A 21,059-nucleotide genomic window follows, 5' to 3' on the forward strand; every position below is an offset into this window, starting at 1 on the left:
CGCATGTTGGGACGTCCCACATGGAGAAAAGCGGGACGCCCAGAGAGTTATTAGCTCGTCGCCGGCTTATTTCGTGGCAACAATCTCGTCGTAGAGCGGCTTGAGATCCGCCGGAAGAGCGGCCGCCACCGCCGGCTGCGCCTTCGCTGCAAAGGCTGCCTTGTCGCTGGCCACGAACTCCATTCCCTTGGCCTTCAGGTCAGCCTCGAGCTGCTTCTCGTCCGCGAGGAAGAGTTCGCGCTCATAGGCCTGGGCCGCCTTGGCGGATTCGCTGATGGCCTTCTGCTGCTCCGGCGTCAGCCGTCCGAGCTTCTTGCTGCCTCCGACGAGATAGATCCAGCTCAGAACGTGGTCCGTCTGGTTCACGTATTTCTGAACCTCGTACAGGCTGGCCGATTTGATAAGCGCGAGCGGGTTCTCCTGCGCGTCGATTGTATGGCTCTGCAGCGAGGTGAACACCTCCGAGAAGGCCATCGGGATCGGCTTGGCACCGAGCGCCTCCCACACCTTCACGAAGAGCGGCACGTTGGGGACGCGCAGCTTCAAGCCATCGAGCTCGTCCGGCGTCTTGATCGGACGGTTCGAGGTCAGCTCGCGAGGACCGCGAGCGAAGTAGGCCAGAGGCTTGAGTTGCGTCTTCTCTTCGATCGCTTTCTGGATCTTCTGGCCGACCGGGCCATCCACGACCTTGTCGAGATGATCGAGGTCGCGGATCGCATACGGGACAGCGAGAAGCGCCGCTGAGGGAGCCCAGTTCTGCAAGGACTCGCCGGTGATCGTGAAGTCGACGGTGCCGAGCTGAATCCCCTTGATGAGATCGGTTTCTTTGCCGAGCTGCTCGTTCGGAAAGACCTTGACCTCGATCTCGCCGTTCGTGCGCTTGGCGACCTCCTCGGCGAATTTCAGGGAGGCCTTGTGCCAGACGTTTTCCTCGTTGGCGAGGTGGCCCAGCTTGAGGGTGATCTTCGCCTGAGCGAGAGCCGGCCCGGCAACGCAGAGCGCCACGATGGCGCCGATGCCGCAAGCCATTGCACGGCGGGTGAGCTTTAGATTCAGGGGCATCGCCTTTCCTCCTGGAGAGATGACCGCGCCCGCTCATGAAGGGCCACGGTGGGTACTAGCCTCAGTCGCCGAAGGCGAGCTGGACCTTGAGAGTGTCCTGCGGGCGTGTCTCGATGAGATCGAAAGCGTCACGCGCATCACGGGACGAGAAAGTATGGGAGATCATTGCCTCTGGCCTGAGCTTGCCCTCGAATAACCAGGTGACGACCTGCGGCAGAAGCCGCCTGTTGAGCCGCGACCCGACGATCGTGAGCTCCTTCTTGACGATCTCCTGTTGGCTGATGTTGCAGGGTGCCGGCGAGAAGCCAAGCAACCCGATCCGGCCGGCTGGGCTCGCCACCCGGCAGGCCTCCTCGAGCAAGGCCGGAACGCCCGCGCCGTCGAGGATGACTGTCGGACCGAGCCCGTCGTTCTCCTCCCGCACGGCGTCGGGCACGGAGACCGCGCGCGAGTCGATGGTCACGTCGGCCCCGAACTGGCGCGCCCGGTCGAGCCGCGCCGCATCGACATCGCTCACGATGCAGCGTGCGCCATGCAGCTTGGCGACCTGCAGCACCGTGACGCCGACCGTGCCGGCCCCATAGATCAATACGGTATCGGACGCCTCGATCCCGGTTCGAGACAGGACATTTGCCGCGATCGAGAATGGCTCCGCGAGAGCCGCAATTTCGAACGGCATCGAATCCGGCACCTTCACGCAATTCGTTGCGGGAACAATGAGCTTGTCCCGAAAACCACCGTCCCGATGGACGCCGAGGACTTCGAGATTACTGCAGACGTTGTGGCGGCCTGCCCGGCAGGCATAGCAATGGCCGCAGGAAACGACGGGATCGACCACGACCCGATCGCCGGCCGAGAGCCCCTCCACGTCTGGACCGACCGCCTCTACAGATCCGGCGAATTCGTGGCCGATGATCCGCGGATAACGGGCGAACAGGTTCGACCCCTGAAAGATATGCAGATCGGAGCCACAGATGCCCGCCCGTTCGACCCGGACGAGCACCTCCCCGGCACCCGGGACTCCGGGAGGGGCGACGTCGCGAACCTGAAGATCGTGGGCGACTGGACTGACACGGCAAGCATGGCGCAGCTCCTCGTCGACTAGTCGACCAGTATCAGGCCTTCCGTTGCGGCGCAAGTCCCATGCTCTGCCGCTCTCGGCAGATGAAAGATGCCGCCACTCCTGGCCGCGAGCCGGTCCACGCGCCGGCGGGCTGCCTTCCCCCGGTCCCACCGAAGGTCTAACAAGGCCGTCTGGGATTCGAGCCTCCAGAGCAAGGGAACGGATGATGAAGAGACGTACTTTTCTGACCGGCGCGACGATGGCTGCCGGGGCGGTCGCCGCGCCGGCGATCGCGCAATCGCAGCCGGAGGTACGCTGGCGGCTGGCGTCGAGCTATCCGAAGTCGCTCGACACTCTCTACGGAGCCGGCGTCGAGATCTCGAAGCGCGTTGCCGAGGCGACCAACAACAAGTTTCAGATCCAGGTCTTCGCGGCAGGCGAGATCGTCGGCGGCCTCCAGGTCCTCGACGCGGTCCAGAACAATACGGTCGAATGCGCTTATACGCTCTCGAGCTACTTCATCGGCAAGGACCCGACCTTCATGTTCGAGGCGTCCGTACCGTTCGGTTTCAACGTCCGCCACCACAATGCATGGATGTATCACGGCGGCGGCATGCAGCTCATCCGCGACTTCCTGAAGACCTACAACGTCTACAATCTCCCGGCCGGCAATACCGGCGCCCAGATGGGCGGGTGGTTCCGGAAGGAACTTAAGGGTCTCGATGATCTGAAGGGCCTCAAGTTCCGCATCGCCGGCATGGGCGGCCAGATCCTTTCCCGCCTCGGCGTCGTCCCGCAGGTGATCGCGGGCGGCGACATCTATCCAGCGCTGGAGCGGGGCACGCTCGACGCGGTGGAATGGGCCGGCCCCTACGACGACGAGAAGCTCGGCTTCCAGAAGGTGGCGCAGTATTATTACTACCCGGGCTTCTGGGAGGGCTCCGCGCAGACCTCGCTCTATGTGAATCTGGAGCGGTGGAACGCTCTGCCGGCCGATTACAAAGCCATTCTCGAGGCGGCCTGCGCCGAGGCCAATGTCTGGTGCGTCTCGAAATACGACGCCGAGAATCCCGACGCTCTCCGGCGCCTTGTCGGGTCCGGTGCGCAGTTGAAAGCGTTCCCGAAGGAGATCATGGACGCTGCCTATCGGGAGGGCTTCGCCCTCTACCGGGAGATCGCAGCCACGAATCCGCGGTTCAAGACGATCTTCGATGCCTGGAGCACCTTCCGGGACAAGGAATATACTTGGTTCCGCATCGCCGAGCTGCCTTTCGACTACTACGTCTACTCGCAGCGCTCGTAAGGCCCGGAGCCTGCTCTCTTCGGCGGCCGATGCCCTCGGCCGCCGATCCATTTCATGTGCTGCGGAGGCGGCCTCCTCGACGAAGCGCATGACGGGCGTAAAGCCGAATTGATTGGACGACGACCATGACGACACAGGAACAGACGCAAGCAAGCGCTCGCGATCGGAGCTCGTACCAGCCCGCCCTCGAGAAGCTGGCGCACCGCTTCGGCGAACGCTTCAGCGCGAACAGGACGGTGCGCGAGCAGCACGCGAACATCACGAGCTGGCATCCCGTCAAGGTGCCGGACGGCGTCGTATTCCCGGAATCGACCGAAGAGGTCAGCGAGATCGTCAGGATCTGCGTGGAGCATCGCGTCCCGATCATCCCATTCGGCGTCGGAAGCTCACTCGAGGCCGGCGTGAACGCCACCTTCGGGGGCGTCTCCATCGATATGGGCCGGATGTCCAACGTTCTTGCCATCCATGAAGACGACATGGATTGCGTGGTTCAGGCCGGAGTGACCCGCAAGCAGTTGAACGCCCATCTGCGCTCGCAGGGCCTGTTCTTCCCGATCGATCCCGGCGCCGACGCCAGCATCGGCGGGATGGCCTCGACGCGGGCCTCCGGCACGAATGCGGTCCGCTACGGCACGATGAAGGACAACGTCCTCGCGCTGACGGTGGTCATGCCAGACGGCTCAATCCGCAAGACGGGGACTCGCGCTCGGAAATCGGCCGCCGGCTACGACATCACGCGGCTGTTCATCGGAGCCGAAGGCACCCTCGGCGTCATCACGGAATTGACCGTGAAGCTCTACGGCATCCCGCAATCCATCGCCGCCGCGGTATGCCCCTTTCCGGACTTGGAGGCGGCCTGCAACGCCGTGATCACGACGATCCGCTATGGCATCCCGATCGCCCGGATCGAGCTGCTCGACGAGGCGCAGGTGCGCGCCTGCAACCTGCACTCGAAGCTGACATTGCCGGAGGTCCCGACGCTGTTCTTGGAGTTTCACGGCACCGAGGTCGGGGTGAAGGAACAGTCGGACACCGTTGCCGAGATCGCAAACGATTGGGGCGGCGGCCCGTTCGAATGGGCCTCGCAGCCGGAGGACCGTACGAGATTGTGGCAGGCGCGCCACGACGTCTACTGGGCCTGCCTGGAGCTTCGCCCGGGAGCGAAATACCTCGCGACGGATGTCTGCGTTCCGATCTCGCGCCTCGCCGAGTGCATGGTCGAGACCAAGGCCGATATCGAGGCGACCGGTCTCGTGGCAGCCATCGTCGGCCATGTCGGCGACGGCAACTTCCACGTCTCGATCATGGCGGAACCCGAGGACCCGGAAGAGATGGCGCGCGTCAAAGGCTTCCTCGACAGGCTGAATCTCCGCGCTATCGGGATGGACGGAACCTGCACGGGCGAGCACGGCATCGGCGAGGGAAAGCAGGCCTTCCTGATCCGCGAGCTCGGCGACACCGTTGAAACGATGCGCGCGATCAAGGCGGCCCTGGATCCTCAGAACATCATGAATCCGGGGAAGGTCTTCACGATGCCGACCGCGTGAGGCCGCGCCTGGATACCTTCAGGCGCACCTGCGCCAACGGATCACCTCAGTTCGAGCCGACCGAGACTGGCCTGGAGACCGTGCATGGCCATGATCCTGGTCGGCCGGATCTCCCGACATATCGTGCGATGGAGCACATCCGAGAAGCCAAGCTTGGTGAGATGCTCTGGCCATTCTCGATCACGGGCCATCCTGGACCACTGCGCTGAGTCGAGATGCTCGTTGTGGAGTTGACGAAAAGCAATCCACCATCACTTCAGGGCGACGATCAATGAATACGACAGGTAGCCTTCTCTGGACCGTTGTGATCCTCGCATCGATCGAGTGCGCACTGAATCACACTGCGCGAGCAGCCCCTCTTCAGTCGAACGGCCCTCCGGCATGTGGAGAGTTCTTCGATAAATGGAGTATTCCAGGGGCACCTGCGGGAACTCTCGCGATGGCCGGGTTCGGGCGGGAGCTCATGGCCGCAAACGACTGCATCAACAAGAACGACGTCGCGATGGCATGCAAACACTGGAGAATTTTGCTGGCAGTCGCCGATCGACTGGGCCGCCCCCTGAGCGAGTATCGGGCCGACGTTGAAGATCTGATAGAGCACCACAACTGCAAATGATCTTCCCACTCTGAAGCGGCTATTGGACAGATCTCTCAGAGTGCCGCGTTTATGCTATTCTTCCGAACTTGACCTCGGAGCAAGATAGGAGCTCGCACTATTCGCCACGCTGGAGGTGCGATCGATGAGAGTGTGCGGACCACCAAACTGAATGGCCATGTGGGAAATGGCTCTCTTTTCGACCAGTTTTGTCGCCGAGCATGACCGAACGGTTGATGTGCAATCGACCGAATGACTGATGAGCACTGGAGGACAGAGCCGCCTTACTCTCATTGGCTGTCAGCGCAGTTGGCCATCGAGTTGCGCATGACAGGCTCCGCGTTCCGCAGGACCCAGGACAACTCAACAGGGAAAGTGGCAGATCACAATCCGAGCGAGCCTCTGATGGCAGTCTCATGTGAGAGTGAAGCAGTCGGGGCAGCAGTGCCAAGGAGGGGACATGATGCGGCCGAATTTCATGTGCACCTGCATGAGTGTTTGCGTATCCGCTTGGCTCGCGATGACGGCTGCTACATGGGCGGCAGATGAGCCTGGCAGCGCCGACCATTCGCTTGTCGGACGCTATGCGGGATCGAGCATCGTCTTTTACAAGACGTCGGACTTCGACGAGGTGTTTCTGCTTCAGGCGCCGCATGATTATGCAGCATTATTGGGCCGCGATGCTGTCGACGATCGCTCGGGCGAAGATTGGCTCAAGCTCGAAGGCCGCGTCAGCAAGATCCGTTACGAAATTCCGGCCGGCCGCTCATCGCTCGAGGTGATGCGCAATTACGAGAATGCACTCAAGGGCAAAGGATTTGCCGTTCTTTTCAACTGCGCCGATCGGACTTGCTTCAGCGGCAAGCTTCAGGACCCCTACCTGCTCGGCCAGCAGGTCGACAGGGATAATGTGGACAGCACCCTGTACTTCGACCATGTGCGCTACGTGCTCGCCAAGCTCGATATGCCGGACAGCTCGATTTATGCTGTCGTTCTCACCGGTGAAGATCAACAGCGCGTCACCGCGTTCGTCACCGTAGTCGAAGCCAATGCCATGAAAGGCGATATGATTGCCTTTGTCGATGCACGGAGCATGGAGCAGGCCAACGCGCAGTCGGGTAAGATCAACATCTATGGAATCATTACGACAAGGACACGTTGCGTCCCGAGTCGAAGCCGACCCTCGACGAGATCGCCAAGTTACTCAGAGAGAACGCAAAGCTTCGCCTCAACATCATCGGACATATGGATAACCGCGGCACCCCCGACTACAATATGAACTTGTCACGCCGCAGGGCAGCGGGCGTGGTCGCGGCACTGGTTCGTGATTACCGGATTGCGGCGGACCGACCGGCGTCGTCAGGAGCAGGCCTCACGTCGCCGGTTGCTCCGAACGATACCGATGAAGGCCGGGCAAGAAACCGGCGCGTGGAGCTCCTTGCTCGATGAGATGCTGAGTTGCGTTCCGATTGGAGTGGGTAAGACGGCGCGCAGGCCTCACCACGCTGCTGGGTTGCTTTGCCTGCGACTCGCAATACTGGGATGGGTCTGGAGTGTGTTGCCGCTTCTGGCTGCGCTCCTCCCGTCGTCACACCCTCACCGTCATTGCGAGCGGAGCGAAGCCATCCAGCGGCGCCTCCGTCGACGGGTAGATTGCTTCGCCTCCGGCTCGCAATGACACAGAGGACCCAGCAGGATTGACCTCGGAGAGTCTGCGCCGAATCCCATCAACTACAAGAAGGAAGAAGGAACGCTGGCACCCCGTGCCAAGCGATCGCCACGAGCGAAAGCCCGCTGACGAGAATGGCCGAGTGGCTCAGGAAACGATCGGTTTCGGAGCCTGCTTCGGCGCTCAGGCGGCGGTAGCGCGCGACCGACAGCGCCAGAATTCCCGACGTCACCACGAGGGCTGCTATCGTCGTGAGAACGATGACAGCCGGGATCAGCCGAAAACCGAAAAGCGTCTGATCCGCTCGTTCGAGCCCGCAGGATACCGATGTCACGCCGTAGAGGATCGTGAACTGGACGGCCCATGCCAGGAGGCCTCCCAGCATCACGGCGACCTGCCCGAACCGGCGCGCCGTCACCTTCAGTTCCCTCCGATAACGCGCGGAAAGCCATAGATGACGAGAATCTGAACGAGCCCCTGCCCTGCCGTGTAGGCCCAGAACAGCATCACGTTATCGAATGTCGACCGCCGGACGCTGTCGAGTTTGCCTGCGAGCCACCGCGCGATCGTGTAGAGTCCCATGATGAAGGTCACACCCACGAGTAGGCCCTGTAGCGAAATCAGGCCGTACACCGCTGCACCATAGGCATGCACCTTCGGGCTCAAGCCGGTGTTCCAATGCGCCGAGAGGTCGACTGCCAGCGCGCCGAGCGTGAGCGTCAGTGCGACCGCGATCAGGATGGGGAAGGAACGCGGGCTCCGCCGGTCTTCTCCCCTGAGCTGGCGGCTCGCCCACATCACGAGACCTGCCCCCGAGATGTACAGGGTCGCGGAGATGAACGGCCAGACCAGATCCGTCAGTCGGGTTCCATCCGGCGGCCAGTAACGCGGATTCACGAGCCAGAGGAACAGATAGGAGAAGACGAGGCAGGTGAATATCATCCCGCAAACGACCAGCAGAACGATCACTCCCCACCAGGAGTGATTCGCCGGTCCGGTCATATAGACCGGCAGCTTGTAGCCGCCTCCGATATCGGCAGGAGGACGCACCGGACCGGGATCGGTTTCCCAAAGCCACAGAAGCACGGAAGCAATTGCAGCGATGCCGGACGCCAGCGCCAGGAAGATCAGCTTGACGGTCAATAGAAGAAAGAAGCCGGCCGTGAACACCGCAGCGAGCAGTGGTGACCATCCAGGGCCCGGGATCTGGAGGATGTATTGCGGGCGCGCATCGAACGGACTCGTGACGAGCGCCTCCCGGCCCCCTGTCGCGGTGCCAGGCATATAATAGCCTCCGTCCGCGACATCCCGTGAAAGGTTCGGCTGATCCCAGAGCGGCTCGCGGCTGAGGACCAACGGGATGCTGCGCGAATTGTAGTTCCCATTGGGAAGCCACTCGAGCGTGCCCGCATTCCAAACATTGCCGGCATTGTCTTCGGTAGCAGGCCGAAAGTTGCGCACCATGTCATAAAGGAAGAGAGCGACACCGGCAGCGATCATGAATGCGCCGATCGTCGAGACGAGATTCAATTCGTCCCATCCCATTCCGACCGGGTAGGTATAGACCCGCCGCGGCATTCCGATCAGGCCGGTGATGTGCATCGGCAGGAATGTCACATTCACGCCGAGAAACATCAGAGCGAAGACCCAGCGGCCCAGACGCTCCGACAAGGGCCGCTTGCTCGCGGCCGGCATCCAATAATACATCGCGGCGAAGAACGGGAACACCATGCCGCCGATGAGCACGTAATGAAGGTGTGCAACGACGAAGTAGGTGTCGTGCGCCTGCCAGTCGAACGGCGTCATGGCGACCATCACGCCCGTCAGCCCCCCGAGCGTGAAGATAAAGAGGAAGCCGATCACGAAGAGTGAGGGAGTCGTCAGCTTCATCCGTCCGGATGCGATCGTGGCGATCCATGCGAAGACCTGGATCCCGCTCGGCACCGCAACTGCTGTGCTTGCCGCGGAGAAGAAGCTCAACGACATCTTCGGCAGCCCAGTGGTGAACATGTGGTGAACCCACAGGCCGAAGGACAGAAATCCGGTTGCAATCAATGCGAGCACCACAAGCCGGTATCCCACGAGCGGCGTCTGGGCCATCGCGGGAACGATCATCGAAACCATGCCGGCAGCCGGCAGGAAGATGATGTAGACTTCAGGATGCCCGAAGAACCAGAACAGGTGCTGCCACAGGAGCGGATCACCACCCCGCTCCACGATGAAGAAAGGCCAGTCGAAGGCGCGCTCCAGCTCGAGCAGCAATGTTCCGAGAATGATCGCCGGAAACCCGATCACGATCATCCCTGCAAAGACGAGCATCGCCCAGGAATAGACCGGCAGCTTGTCGAGGCTCATCCCCACGGCGCGGGTTTTCATGACGCCGACAATGATTTCGATCGCACCCGCAATCGCCGAGATCTCGATGAAGCCGATCCCGAGAAGCCACCAATCCGCATTGTCGGCAGGAGAGTATTTGGTGCTCGTGAGCGGCGGATACATGAACCAACCGCCATCGGGCGCCAGGCCATAGAAGATCGTCGTGAAGAACACGAGGCCGCCGACGAAATACGCCCAGAAGGCATAGGCCGACAGTCGCGGAAACGGCAGGTCTCGCGCGGCCTGCATGTTCGGGAGAAGATAGACGCTCGCCGCCTCGACCGCAGGAACGGCGAAGAGGAACATCATCACCGTGCCGTGCATGGTGAAGAGCTGGTTGTAGAGATCGTGGCTGATGAGGTCGCTCTCCGGGCCGGCTAACTGTGCGCGCATGATGAGCGCGAGAATTCCCGCCAGCAGGAAGAAGAGCAGCGCGGTTCCGATGTACCACAATCCCACATAGGTGTTGTTGACCGCGGTGATGAGACTGATCCCGCGCGGCTCGCGCCAGGTCTTCTTCAGGGCCTCGAACTCGCCCTCCGGCCGGGGCAGCGCATTCGGAAGCTCAGACGGTTCCTTCCGAAAAGCCTTTGGCTGGTGGGGTATGTTCACTTGAGGCTCTCCAGATAGCCCGCGAGAGCACGCAGGTCTTCACCCTGGAAGCCGCCATAGGATGGCATCCGGACCCCCGGCTTGAGCTGCTGCGGGTTCGAGATCCAGCCTCCGAGCGTTCCGACGTTGTTGGGAAACTGGCCGGCGCCGAGCGTCGGCCTGCTCCCCACATGCGTGAGATCCGGGCCGAGTTGTCCGTCTGCCTCGGTTCCCCGGATGGCATGACAAGTGCCGCACCCGCCCTGCCGGAACAGCTCGCGGCCCCGCGCGAGAAAAGGATTTCCGGGCGCTGCGGCGGGCGCAGCCTGGGCTTTGCGCCAGGCCGCGAATTCCTCGGGTCCCACGACGAGCATGTCGAAGGCCATGCGCGCGTGCTGGGCGCCGCAATACTCGGCGCATACCCCCCGGTAAGTGCCGAGACGCTCCGCCGTAAAGTGCAGGTGATTGATGCGGCCGGGGATCATGTCGATTTTGCCGCCGAAATTCGGGATCCAGAAGCTATGGATCACGTCAGCGGACGTCACCGAAACGGAAACAGGCCTCCCGACCGGGACCCGGATCTCGTTCGCCGTCGTGAATTCCGGCGCATCGCCATCGGCACCATAGCGCACTCGCCACCAATACTGTTCGCCGACGACTTCGATCCGGAGTGCGCCGGGCACCGGCACATCCGTGTTCCGGAGCACGACGAGCCCGTAGGGAAAGAGCGCGGTCAGCGTCACGATTGGGAAAGCGAGCCCACCGATCACGACTGTCCGCCTGGTCCCGAGCCAGGCTCGTCGTTCCGGGCGCGCGAAGATCGCATAGAGGAGGAGCACCGTGACGCCAATGAAGATCAGGACGCCTCCCCCCGTCATCACGATTGTCAGGAGATAGATGCGGCCTGCATCGGGGCTGGCCGGATCGAGGGCGGATTGCACGCCGCTGCAGCCGGCAAGCAAAGGGAGAACGGGGACGAGCACACGCGCCCAGCGGTACGATGCGGGTGGGTCTAGCCCTCGTGGTGGGCGGAGTCGGTTCGATTCCAAATCCATCCCGCCCTAGATTAGCGCCGTTTCCCGCACGGGAAACCTTGGCTATGTGCGAATGTTCCCTGCTGGATCGGCAAAAGGATCCATGTGTGCAGCCATCATGAGATCGACCTGCCTCTCCATGCTGCGCGGCTTCTGGCAGGACAGCGTGCGGAACGCTGCATTGTGCCGTCCGTTTCCACGGCGGTCGTTCTGAAGACAGGCGCATGATCCACCCTGCCCTCCCCACTCTGATTTTCGCTGCCCTGACGAGCCTCGTCGCGTGCAACGAGTCTCCTCGGCCCCAGGATAGACTCCGGATCGAAGGTGGTGATCCGCAGCAGGGGCGGAGGCTGATTCAGGCATACGGCTGCGGCACGTGCCACGTCATCGATGGCATCGAAGGAGCGCGAGGACGGGTCGGCCCCCCGCTCGACGACTATGCCCAGCGCCATCTCCTTGCAGGGATAATTCCGAACACGCCACGCAATCTGGTGGCCTGGATCATCGATCCCATCGCGCTCGATCCGAGGACGGGAATGCCTGCGCTTGGCGTTAGCGAGAAAGAGGCCCGTCACATCGCGTCCTATCTCTATACGCTCGGCGTTTCGGGAGCGGAGGTCTGGCCACCGGATCCGTCTCTCGCCCTGCGGGTGGCCGAACGTCTGCCGCCGGCTGCGAAAGCTGCGGATCGCCCGATGAGAATTTCCGAATTCGAGCCTCGTACGCGCCGCATCGCTCCCGTTCCGGGCTCCGAACAGAATTGACCCTGTGCCGAGTTCACTCTCCCTTATCGCGGCGCAAAGCCGGTCTCGCTCACCGCCTCGAACTCCCGGGTTCTCGAACCTCAGGAAACCACACGATCGGGATCCTGACGGGGCTCATCTCTAAACCTCGCGCAGGCTCTCCGCGTCATATTGCGGAAGAGCGCGAACGAGCACGCCATAGGCGACGGCCCAGATGATGACTGCTACCACGGCAAGTCCTATCTCCTGCCATGACAGGTGCACAGCCGGCTGCACGACCCAGGCCATGTGCATCAGGTGATAGGCCAGCACGAGGGCGCTTCCGAGGATCATCGTCCAGCGCTGAACGCCCGTCGGAACAAGAATGATCACCGCGATGATCACCGCCGCGTAGGCGAAGCCAAGGAGAGCGAGACTGCTCTCGGCAGAGCGTCTGAGATACCACGCGACCTCATCGGGTAGATTGGCGAGCCAGACGATGATGAACTGTCCGAACCAAGTCCAGATGGTCAGCAAGGCGAGCGTGAGGAGCGCCCTCTCGAGGCTCAACATCCGGGCAGTCGTGGTGCGCTCCAGGCGCAGCAAGGTCACGAGAATGGTGCCCGCGAGGGCGGCGAGAAGTTGATTGATCGCGAACGCGAACCCGAAGAGGCTCGACGACCATTGCGGATCGCGGGACATGACCCAGTCGTAAGCCGCGAACGTGACGATCGGCGTCAGCAATGCCAGCCCGATCATGCTGACGCGGCGCGAATTTCGGGTTCGAACGAGCCAGAGGGCGATCAAGCTGCTACCCACGAGGTAGAGTACGCTTCGCGCGAGAAAAAATCCGGGATTCAGAAACTCCTGCTGCTGCAGTCGAAGCTCCACCCTTCCATCCGCCCATGGGAAGAGCTGATCCAGGCCGCATGCGAGTGGAAGCCCCAGGAGGAGGATGAGCGGCATCGTCAGAGCGGCGGCCTCCGCCTCGGTCCGGACGGGGGCAAGCCATTGCTCGTTCATGAAGTGGCCGATCATCAATAGCCCGAGGCTTCCCATCGCAATGCCGGCCCCGAGGAGGAAGACGAAATACAGCGGTTCGAGCGGCACCGGGCCGAGGACAACGACGATCGCGCTGGGCACGAGTGCTGCCAGCGCGAGGAACAGCCAGTGCCGAGTCGACACGGAGGAGATCGGCGTGGATCCGCTCATCGAACGACATCCCTGGCCGCATCTGCGTCTGCCCCCTGGGCTTGTAGGAGCTTCACGTAATGGGCAATGGCCCAGCGATCCTGCGGCTCCACGCGGTCCGCGTAAGAATACATCCGGCCCATGCCGTGGGTGATGACCGTAACGATCTGGTCGGGCGAGAGCGCGCGCAACCGCTCCTGATGATAAGAGGGCGGCGTGGGAAACCCGTGTGCCGTCACCGTTCCGTCTCCTCGACCCTTGTCGCCGTGGCACGGAGAGCAGAACACCAGAAACCGCTCCTCGCCGCGACGGATGAGATCTGGCGTCACCTCCGGTCCGGGAGGCGACAGGGCCGCCTCACGCTGTCTCGTGCCTCTGGGCACCGTTCCGGGAGGAACCGGCACGTAGGCGCGCTGGATCACACGCGTCGACGAGATGTCCCTGGTGTTCTCGGTGGCGGAGTCGCAGCCGCCGAGGAGGCCTAGTCCAAGCAGAAGTACAACCGGAGCAGCGGAACCTCGCGGTGGGAGGACACTGCTTCGGGTCGCACCGGTCCTTTCCCCGAGAGTACAGACCGGACCTGCCGAACGATGCCCTAGTCGCATGCAGGTACCTCTCGAACGGCGCGCGGAGAAAGGGTCTCGAGGAAATTCCGGGCCGCTTGCCTGTCGAAAAGAGGATCATCGCTCAGAATGCAGAGAAAGAATGCATCATTCGACACCCGGTCGAAGTCCGGGACTCCAAAGAGCGGATGATGAAGTTGCGGCAACCGCAGGATCAGCAGCAGGCCGAGGAGAGTTGCGAGACCCGCCCACAGGATGGCAACGATGATCGTCGCGGGGATGAAGGCGGGCCAGCTGTGGAGCGGGCGCCCGCCGACATTGATGGGATAATCGATGACGTTCATCCAGTACTGTGAGCCGTACTGAACGACGGCCCCCGTCAGCCCGGCGAGCACGGCGATCCACGGGATGGCGGTCGTGCGGGCACCGAGTTCCCTGGCGACGTCACGCATCGGGAACGGACTGAAGGCGTCGAGCCTGGAATAGCCTGCCTGAGTTGCCGCCGACACAGCCCTTGTCAGAGCCTCTGGTTCTGCGAATTCCGCAACGATGCCATAGAGACGATCCGCCATCAGGTGCGGTCCCGGCGCTCGTGGCCGCACCCCTCGGGGGTGGCTTCCGCCAATGCCATCCTGATGATCAGCGAGGCGAACTCTTCCATCACGTCTTCTCCAGATGTTCGTCGTGACGCGTTTCGAACATGGAAACGACGGGGAGATACCGGACGAACAGGAGCAGGAGAGCAGCAAACAGCCCCAGAGTGCCGACGAACAGGCTCCATTCGGGGAAAGTCGGCCTGTAGCTTCGCCAAATGCTCGGCAAGTAATCGCTCTGGAGCCCACCCACGATGATCGACGACCGGTCGAGCCATACCCCTGTGCCGATCGCCACCGCTACGAAGACACCGGCAATGACGCTCCGGCGCGCGGAACTCATCCAGAACAGTTGCGGAACAACGACACTGAAAACGACGGCGCCCCAGTAGAGGGCTGCATATTCACCAGTGATCCGGTTGAAGGTCGCGTCGCGCGTGATAGCATTCGAAGCCAAGGCAGCGGCAATCTCGTCGAGGTAGAGGTAGCCGATCACGAGGGCGCTCGCGAGAACCAGCTTTCCAAGCAGATCCAGATCCCCGTCATCGATGTAGCGCCCGAGCCGGAGGCCCCAGCGAATGAGGACTGCGACCAGAAGTACGATCGAGAGACCCTGCGCCAGACCCGTGGCCACGAAGTGCAGCGGCTGTCGGGTCTCATGCCAGTCGGGGACGAGCGTTACCGCGAACTCGAAGGCCACGGTGCTCTGCATCACGAGGATCAGCGGCAAGATGAGGATTGCGACGAGGCGATAGGCCCGCTGATGATAGCTCCAGTGGCGGATCGACCCACGCCAGCCGAGTGCGAAAAACCCGTAGATCCGCTTCACGGATCTGCGCGGTGCGCTGTCGCGAAGCGTTGCGAGATCGGGGATCAGACCGACGTACCACAGCAGGCTCGTGATGATCGCATGCGTACTGATCGCCCAGAAATCCCAGGTGAGCGTGCTTCGAAACTGCGGCCAGACCTCGTAGGTCGCGGGATACGGGAAGGTCCAGTAGAAGAGCCAAGGCCGCCCGAGATGAAAGATCGGGAAAATCCCGGCGCAGATCACGGCAAAGAATGCGGCGCCTTCGGCGAAACGGTTGACGGAGGTGCGCAGGTCGTGCCGACGCAGGACGAGGACGGCGGCGAAGAGGCTCGCACCGTTCGCGATGCCGATCCACCATGCGTAATTGATGAGATCGAATCCCCATACGAATGGGATATTCACTCCCCAGATGCCAATTCCGATCGCCGAGACGGTGACGAGCGTGTAGGCGAGGAGAAGCACGAGCGCACCGGCGAGGAGGAGTGAAATCCACCACGTCGGTCCGAAACGCGGAGAGAGCGCCACTGCCGCAACAGGGCTGGTCGAGGTTGGCCTCTCCGTCGGCATGGCGTCAGTCCTCATCCGGAGCTGCAGGCGCCAAGTCGCCTGATCCCGCCTCGATGCGTGCGAGATAGGTCGTGCGGGGCTGCGTGTTGAGGTCGCCGAGCAGGGCGTAGTTGCGGGGTGAGCTCTTCAGCCGGCTGACGGCGCTCTCGGGATCGTTGATATCGCCGAAGACGATTGCCTGGGTCGGGCAAGCCTGCTGGCAGGCCGTGACGACCTCGCCGTCGCGCACTGGGCGGCCTTCGATCCGAGCGTCGATCCGAGCCGCACTGATCCGTTGGACGCAGAACGTGCATTTCTCCATGACGCCGCGCTCACGGATCGTGACATGCGGATTCATGGCTTGGCGCGAAGGAGCGTAACCGGCGTTCTGATAGCTGAAGAAATTGAAACGCCGCACCTTGTACGGACAGTTGTTGGAACAGGTGCGCGTGCCGATGCACCGGTTGTAGACCATGTCGTTGAGCCCATCTGCCGAATGCACCGTGGCATTGACGGGGCAGACGATCTCGCAAGGCGCCTTCTCGCAGTGCATGCAGGGGACGGGCTGGAAATAGGTCTCGGGCTCCGCAGGATCGCCCGCATAGTAGCGGTCGATGCGAAGCCAGTGCATCTCGCGACCACGTGCGGCCTCCTCCGGGCCTACGATCGCAATGTTGTTCTCCGCCTGACATCCGATGACGCACGCATTGCATCCGATGCAGGCATCGAGATCGATCGCCATTCCCCATGCATGGCCCTCGTACTCCCATTCGGGGTAGACCGAGGGGCGAGGCTCCGATGGGTCGCTCGCCGACATGCCCGGACCCACGACCCGCACGATGTCGTGCCCTTGAAGAGCATGGTGGAGTTGCGTCGAGATGACCGGGATTCTCTCTCCCGCGGTCTTTACCTCACCGCGTGTGATCCAGGGCTGCCGGCTTGTCCTGACCGAGTAGGCGTCGAACCCGATTCCGGTGCCGATGGAGCCGGCGCGCGTGCGGCCATAGCCGAGCGGAAGCGTCACGGTGTCGGGAGCGTGCCCGGGGAGCACCCAGACGGGTGCCCGGACCGCTCGCCCGTCGACCGTAAGATCGACCGCATCACCGGTCGAAAGGCCGAGAGTGGCGGCAGTCTCCGGGGCAATCAGGGCTGCATTCCCCCAAACCTGCTTCGTCAGGGGCTTCGGGAGTTCCTGAAGCCAGCCATTGTTGGCGAAGCGTCCGTCCCAGATGGACGGGTCCGGGGAGAACAGGATATCGATCGACCCGGCGGATGCCGCCGGGCTCGATTCCGCGTCCCAATCACGACGCACCTCGACGTCCACGGGGGGAGACGCGGAGTTCTCCACGATGCCGCGCTCCAGTGCACGGTTCCAGTTTTCCTCGAAAACCTCGCCCCAGCGCTCGTGCCAGACAGCTTGGACAATCGCGTAGCCGTCGGCCGGATCTCCAAGCATCGTTCCAAGAAGCTCTTCCGCTGTCATCCCGGGCTTGAGCTTCACCGTCGCGGGCTGGCAGAGACCGACCGTTCCGTCGAACGCGCGCAGGTCACCCCAACTCTCCAGACGGTGGCACTCGGGTATGTGCCAACGCGACAGCACAGCCGTCTCGTCTCGCCGGTAGCCCAGATGGATCGAGAGCGGCACGCGTTGCAGCAGCGACGCGAATTCGAGGTCGGCGGGAGCGGTATAGACCGGATTTTCCGCGAGAATGAGCAGGCGCGAGACACGCCCTCCTGCCATGTCCTCGGCAAGGCTCGCGAGCGACCCGACTTCCCCGGCGGCAAGCCGCACCGGTTCGATCATGCGAATGGTCGTGCCAAAGGCACCGATCCGGGCATTGATCGAGAATGCCAGGGCATGGACCCGTGCGGGCTGTTCAAGACCGGCCGTGACGAGGCCGCGGGCCCCGGCTTGGCGCAGCCGTGCGGCGAGCTTCTCGACGCTCGGGTGTGTCTCGGCCGGAGGGGTTGTCCCGTCGAGCGCTGCTGCGAGGCCATGGGCGAATGGTTCGAACTCGCGTGGACGGAGCACCACTCGCTCGTCTGCGCGTGCCCCAACGAGACCCGGGCGGCTCTCCACGGCAGCGAGGAACGGCAGGTCCCGATTCGGCGCGCGCCGCCGTGCCTGATAGTCCGAAGCGTAACGGAGATGGCCGGGCTCCTCGAGGAAGAGGTCGCCCCCTAGCGTGACGATGACGTCTGCCTGGCCGAGATCGTACACGGGATCGAGCGCCCGCCCGAATGCCAGGGCGGCACCGGCGCGGCGATTGTCCTCGTCGATCGGCGAGAAGCGATGCCAGCGCGAGCCCGGGAGCCGTTCCTGGGCAGCGGAAATGATGCGGTTGAGCGTTGGCGACGTTGTCGGCGGCAGGAGCACATGGAGGCCACTTCCTCCGTCCGACAGAAGCTCGTCGGACAGCCTCCGGGCAAAAGGCGTCACAGCTTCCCAAGGCCGCTCGCTTCCCTCTTGCAGCGGTGCAACGGATCGGTCCGGGTCGTAGAGCGAGAGGATCTCGGCTTGCGCAAAGACATCCGTTGCCCCGCCGCTCGCCGGGTGGAGCGGGTTGCCGTCGATCTTGATCGGGCGCCCCTCCTGGGCCCTGACGAGCACGCCGCGGCCGTAGCCGTTCAACTCCATGGAGGTGGCGAAAACCGCGGGGACACCCGGCGTATAGAAGGGCGAGTTGTAGGCCTGTGAGAAGAGAGGCCGGTCTGCGCCGCCCTCTTCCGAGTTGCAGGCAGCCAGCCCACCGAGGGCGAGCGAGGCCCCCATGAGGCTCAACAGCGTGCGCCGGTCGACCGCGCCCGATCGCATGATGTCGGGAAATTCCGCCTCGATGTGCCGGCGCACCGAGGGGTGTTCCGCCAACTCCTCGAGACTGCGCCACAGCCTTGCACCATGCTCTCCCCGAAGGCGTGTTCGGATGGCATCGAGGTCAAGGGAGAGCCGCTCATCCATTCCGGCTACCGATGGCACGTGCTGCAGCTGGTGAGGCGCCGGGCCTCCGAACGGTAATGAGCCCGAACCTCGGGTGGCAGATCGCGGTCATGCGGCTCGTAGCCCATGGCCAGGACGGCATTTTGTGGCCTGAGGTGGGGCGCGGGATCACGATGGCAGTCCAGGCACCATCCCATCGAGAGGGTGTGGACCTTCACGGTTCTCGCCATTTGATCGACGCGCCCATGGCAGGTCTCACAGGCAACACCCTTGGTCACGTGCGCCGCATGGTGGAAGAATGCGAAGGGCGGGAGGCGGTGGACGGAGGTCCACTCGATCGGCTGCTGCAAGGCCACTGCCGAGCGAACCGGCTCCAGCGCACTTGCGCCGACCCAGACCTGGGAGTGGCACGACATACAGGTATGGGCCGAAGGCATGCCGGCACCGGCAGTTCTCTCGACATTGGAATGACAATAGCGGCAGTCGATGCGCAGGGAGCCGGCATGGAGATCGTGCCGAAACGGAACCGGCTGCAGAGCCGGCTTGCCGACGTTCCAGGCGCTGCCGGAGCGTGACCAGAAGTAGCCCATAATAACGGCCCCGATGGCCGCAAGGAGCACGAGCACGATGCCCACCCGAAACATGGTGGTGTGTCTTTGCTCGAAAAGTTGCGCCATGGATCCGCGCTATGTGCCCCTCGCTGGTCACAGGCGACGCCTGCAACTGAAGCTTCGCAGTCGACATCAATCGATGCAGGGCAACTTCGTTCCGAAATTGGATCGATTCCGGAGAACGGGCACATGAGCCCGCTATGTCATTCGAATCCCGATCTCCTGCCGGGGGTGTCGCCAGGTATTACGGATTGAAGCCTGGCCAGCCTCCACGCGTGGAGCAGTCCATCGGAGCATCGGCCTGGGTGCGCTGAATGAGCGGTTGGGCGGTCAGGGGCCATTCCAAACGCGCTGAATATCCCTTCGTGAGAGATGAAAAGGCACCTTCGTCAGCGAATTGGGTTCGTTTTGCCGAAAGATCATCCAGAATGGCAATCTCGCGGATAATCTTGGTCCTGATTGCTTCGGCGAACTGAGAGCGCTCCCTTACGGGCACGATGAAAGCGCCCAGGCCGCCGATCACGCAGTCGTGGTAGTACCGGTCGAGATTTTCCATATCGCCAAAACCGGTGGGGCGCTTGAGCATGATGGGAAGCCCATTGATGGTAATTCCCCTCGCGACAGCCTCATCGCGGGCGAGCGTCACCATTCGCCCGCTGCTGTTCGGCCCATCTCCTGAAATGTCGATGACCCTCCGAAGAGCCTCGACCCCTGCCTCGTTGAGGAGCTTCACGCCTGCATCGATCGCCCCGGAGATCGACGTCCGCGATACCCGCGCCATTGGAGCGCGCGAGAGCCGGTCGGCGAACTCATTCGCTCCATCGGCACCTTCGATGATCGTCCATGGAACAATCACGTGCTGATAGGTATCGGCCGACCATTCCATGTAGGTCAGCATGATGCGCCCCAGGATACCGGCGCGGACAGCGTCATGCACGAGGGGTGACCGGAACGCTTCGATGAAGCCCTGCCGCTGGAGTTCCTGCTCCTCCGGGTCCATTGAGCGCGACACGTCGACGGCCAGCACGAGCGCAAGGTCGACCTCTCCTTCGGTCTGCGCGGCAAGGGTGGTCGAGAACGCCAAAAGCGACATCACGAATCCGGCGACTGCTCCCCAAGTCAGACGAGTCATTCGCAGCCTCCTGTGATCACGGACTGAAGTGGGATAACCTCTCCTATCGGCAAGCCTGCCGCGAGCCACCCGGTTGGACTTCGGCCTACCTCGATTGAAGGATTTACAAGGCTGCCGCGAGGCTTGGCTTAGTGGCCAATTCGGAGACTACGCCCGTGTCAGTGCATTCGACTCCATGACCAGCGTCCTAAGACGATCATCCCGAGCATGACTCCAAGGCTCCTCGCGATCCGGCTTCCGCCGGGCGCGAGCTTCTCGAGTCCGATTCCGATCGCGAGCAGGGCGACGACGACCAGATTCATCACGCCTCCAGTGAACAGCAGGAGCATCATGGCCGCCATCATGATCGGCCACATCGCGAACACGGCGAGGAATGTTTGCACGCTCCAATGCGGCATTCGGCAGCAAAGACCACCAAACGCTCGGTAAGTGATCGATCTGAAAAGAGTTCCGGATCTGTGGCCGCCTGGGAGACTTCGCGAGGCGGGGACGACAAGAGGTGACTTGGAACTCGGTCCATTCATAGGTGATCCGCAAACCCGTTGGCTGTGGAGACGGTCCGAAGAAGGTGGAAAAGCGGACGTTCATTGGGCCCATTCTACGATCGAAGTTGACCCGAAGGAGACCTTCAGAAGACCTTTCACGGTGCTGGCGATCACCCATAGGGTCTGCTCGTCTGAGGGCACCCGGAGCGGGCGCCAAAGGTCGCCAT

Annotated in this window: 18 protein-coding genes; 5 read left to right on the forward strand and 13 right to left on the reverse strand. The window is 62.6% G+C overall.

Features of this window, described 5'->3' with window-relative positions; genetic code table 11:
* Positions 1-66 precede the first annotated feature (66 nt).
* Both BN1233_RS20475 and BN1233_RS20480 read right to left on the reverse strand, forming a co-directional pair.
* On the reverse strand, positions 67-1,062 hold the full coding sequence (locus BN1233_RS20475) for a TRAP transporter substrate-binding protein (protein WP_052763860.1): 996 nt from the start codon (positions 1,060-1,062) through the stop codon (positions 67-69).
* Between the two features lie 61 nt (positions 1,063-1,123).
* Positions 1,124-2,296, reverse strand: a complete 1,173-nt coding sequence (locus BN1233_RS20480; protein WP_342341658.1) for a Zn-dependent oxidoreductase — start codon at positions 2,294-2,296, stop codon at positions 1,124-1,126.
* A gap of 55 nt (positions 2,297-2,351) precedes the next feature.
* On the opposite strand from BN1233_RS20480, the gene BN1233_RS20485 reads away from it, so the two are divergent.
* From BN1233_RS20485 to BN1233_RS51150, 4 genes are all read left to right on the forward strand, one after another.
* The gene (locus tag BN1233_RS20485) at positions 2,352-3,428 is read left to right on the forward strand and encodes a TRAP transporter substrate-binding protein (RefSeq protein WP_046865510.1); all 1,077 of its coding nucleotides are present in this window, start codon (positions 2,352-2,354) and stop codon (positions 3,426-3,428) included.
* A 125-nt stretch (positions 3,429-3,553) separates the two neighbouring features.
* Positions 3,554-4,975: an FAD-binding oxidoreductase gene (locus BN1233_RS20490; protein ID WP_074078324.1), complete on the forward strand. Its 1,422-nt coding sequence runs from the start codon at positions 3,554-3,556 to the stop codon at positions 4,973-4,975.
* Positions 4,976-6,030: 1,055 nt separating this feature from the next.
* Entirely contained in the window at positions 6,031-6,849 is an 819-nt protein-coding gene (locus BN1233_RS20500; protein ID WP_147707397.1) for a DUF4892 domain-containing protein, read from the forward strand.
* Positions 6,762-7,019, forward strand: a complete 258-nt coding sequence (locus BN1233_RS51150) for an OmpA family protein (protein ID WP_425311732.1) — start codon at positions 6,762-6,764, stop codon at positions 7,017-7,019. The genes BN1233_RS20500 and BN1233_RS51150 overlap by 88 nt, the downstream gene beginning before the upstream one ends.
* Before the next feature lie 278 nt (positions 7,020-7,297).
* Here BN1233_RS51150 and BN1233_RS20505 read toward each other — a convergent pair whose 3' ends face one another.
* The 3 genes from BN1233_RS20505 to coxB are packed head-to-tail and all read right to left on the reverse strand — an operon-like array spanning position 7,298 to position 11,147.
* Positions 7,298-7,657 (reverse strand): hypothetical protein, encoded by a 360-nt coding sequence (locus BN1233_RS20505; RefSeq protein ID WP_046865418.1) that lies wholly within the window; start codon positions 7,655-7,657, stop codon positions 7,298-7,300.
* Positions 7,658-7,659: 2 nt separating this feature from the next.
* Positions 7,660-10,227 (reverse strand): cytochrome c oxidase subunit I, encoded by a 2,568-nt coding sequence (ctaD, locus tag BN1233_RS20510; protein ID WP_046865419.1) that lies wholly within the window; start codon positions 10,225-10,227, stop codon positions 7,660-7,662.
* Positions 10,224-11,147 (reverse strand): cytochrome c oxidase subunit II, encoded by a 924-nt coding sequence (gene coxB / locus BN1233_RS20515; protein ID WP_244470610.1) that lies wholly within the window; start codon positions 11,145-11,147, stop codon positions 10,224-10,226. The genes ctaD and coxB overlap by 4 nt, the downstream gene beginning before the upstream one ends.
* A 317-nt stretch (positions 11,148-11,464) precedes the next feature.
* Here coxB and BN1233_RS43105 point away from each other — a divergent pair, with 317 nt between their 5' ends.
* Positions 11,465-12,004: a c-type cytochrome gene (locus tag BN1233_RS43105; RefSeq protein ID WP_052763861.1), complete on the forward strand. Its 540-nt coding sequence runs from the start codon at positions 11,465-11,467 to the stop codon at positions 12,002-12,004.
* A 120-nt stretch (positions 12,005-12,124) separates the two neighbouring features.
* On the opposite strand, the gene BN1233_RS20525 is transcribed toward BN1233_RS43105, so the two are convergent.
* The 8 genes from BN1233_RS20525 to BN1233_RS48470 all read right to left on the reverse strand — a co-directional run bounded on the left by BN1233_RS20525 (position 12,125) and on the right by BN1233_RS48470 (position 20,730).
* Positions 12,125-13,174 (reverse strand): hypothetical protein, encoded by a 1,050-nt coding sequence (locus BN1233_RS20525; RefSeq protein ID WP_046865421.1) that lies wholly within the window; start codon positions 13,172-13,174, stop codon positions 12,125-12,127.
* On the reverse strand, positions 13,171-13,758 hold the full coding sequence (locus tag BN1233_RS20530) for a c-type cytochrome (protein ID WP_082145553.1): 588 nt from the start codon (positions 13,756-13,758) through the stop codon (positions 13,171-13,173). The genes BN1233_RS20525 and BN1233_RS20530 overlap by 4 nt, the downstream gene beginning before the upstream one ends.
* A complete protein-coding gene (locus BN1233_RS20535) occupies positions 13,749-14,288 on the reverse strand; it encodes a DUF3341 domain-containing protein (RefSeq protein WP_046865422.1) in 540 nt (179 codons plus the stop codon). Before BN1233_RS20535 ends, BN1233_RS20530 begins: the two co-directional genes overlap by 10 nt.
* A gap of 88 nt (positions 14,289-14,376) precedes the next feature.
* Entirely contained in the window at positions 14,377-15,687 is a 1,311-nt protein-coding gene (gene nrfD / locus BN1233_RS20540; RefSeq protein WP_046865423.1) for an NrfD/PsrC family molybdoenzyme membrane anchor subunit, read from the reverse strand.
* Positions 15,688-15,691: 4 nt separating this feature from the next.
* On the reverse strand, positions 15,692-18,625 hold the full coding sequence (locus tag BN1233_RS20545; RefSeq protein WP_046865424.1) for a TAT-variant-translocated molybdopterin oxidoreductase: 2,934 nt from the start codon (positions 18,623-18,625) through the stop codon (positions 15,692-15,694).
* A gap of 5 nt (positions 18,626-18,630) precedes the next feature.
* A complete protein-coding gene (locus BN1233_RS20550; protein WP_046865425.1) occupies positions 18,631-19,281 on the reverse strand; it encodes a cytochrome c3 family protein in 651 nt (216 codons plus the stop codon).
* Between the two features lie 178 nt (positions 19,282-19,459).
* The gene (locus tag BN1233_RS20555) at positions 19,460-20,347 is read right to left on the reverse strand and encodes a DUF1194 domain-containing protein (RefSeq protein ID WP_082145554.1); all 888 of its coding nucleotides are present in this window, start codon (positions 20,345-20,347) and stop codon (positions 19,460-19,462) included.
* 158 nt (positions 20,348-20,505) lie between these two features.
* Complete coding sequence (locus tag BN1233_RS48470) at positions 20,506-20,730, reverse strand: copper chaperone (RefSeq protein WP_187144328.1); 225 nt, start codon at positions 20,728-20,730, stop codon at positions 20,506-20,508.
* Positions 20,731-21,059: the final 329 nt, after the last annotated feature.

The organism is Microvirga massiliensis, from assembly GCF_001006805.1.
GTDB lineage: Bacteria > Pseudomonadota > Alphaproteobacteria > Rhizobiales > Beijerinckiaceae > Microvirga > Microvirga massiliensis.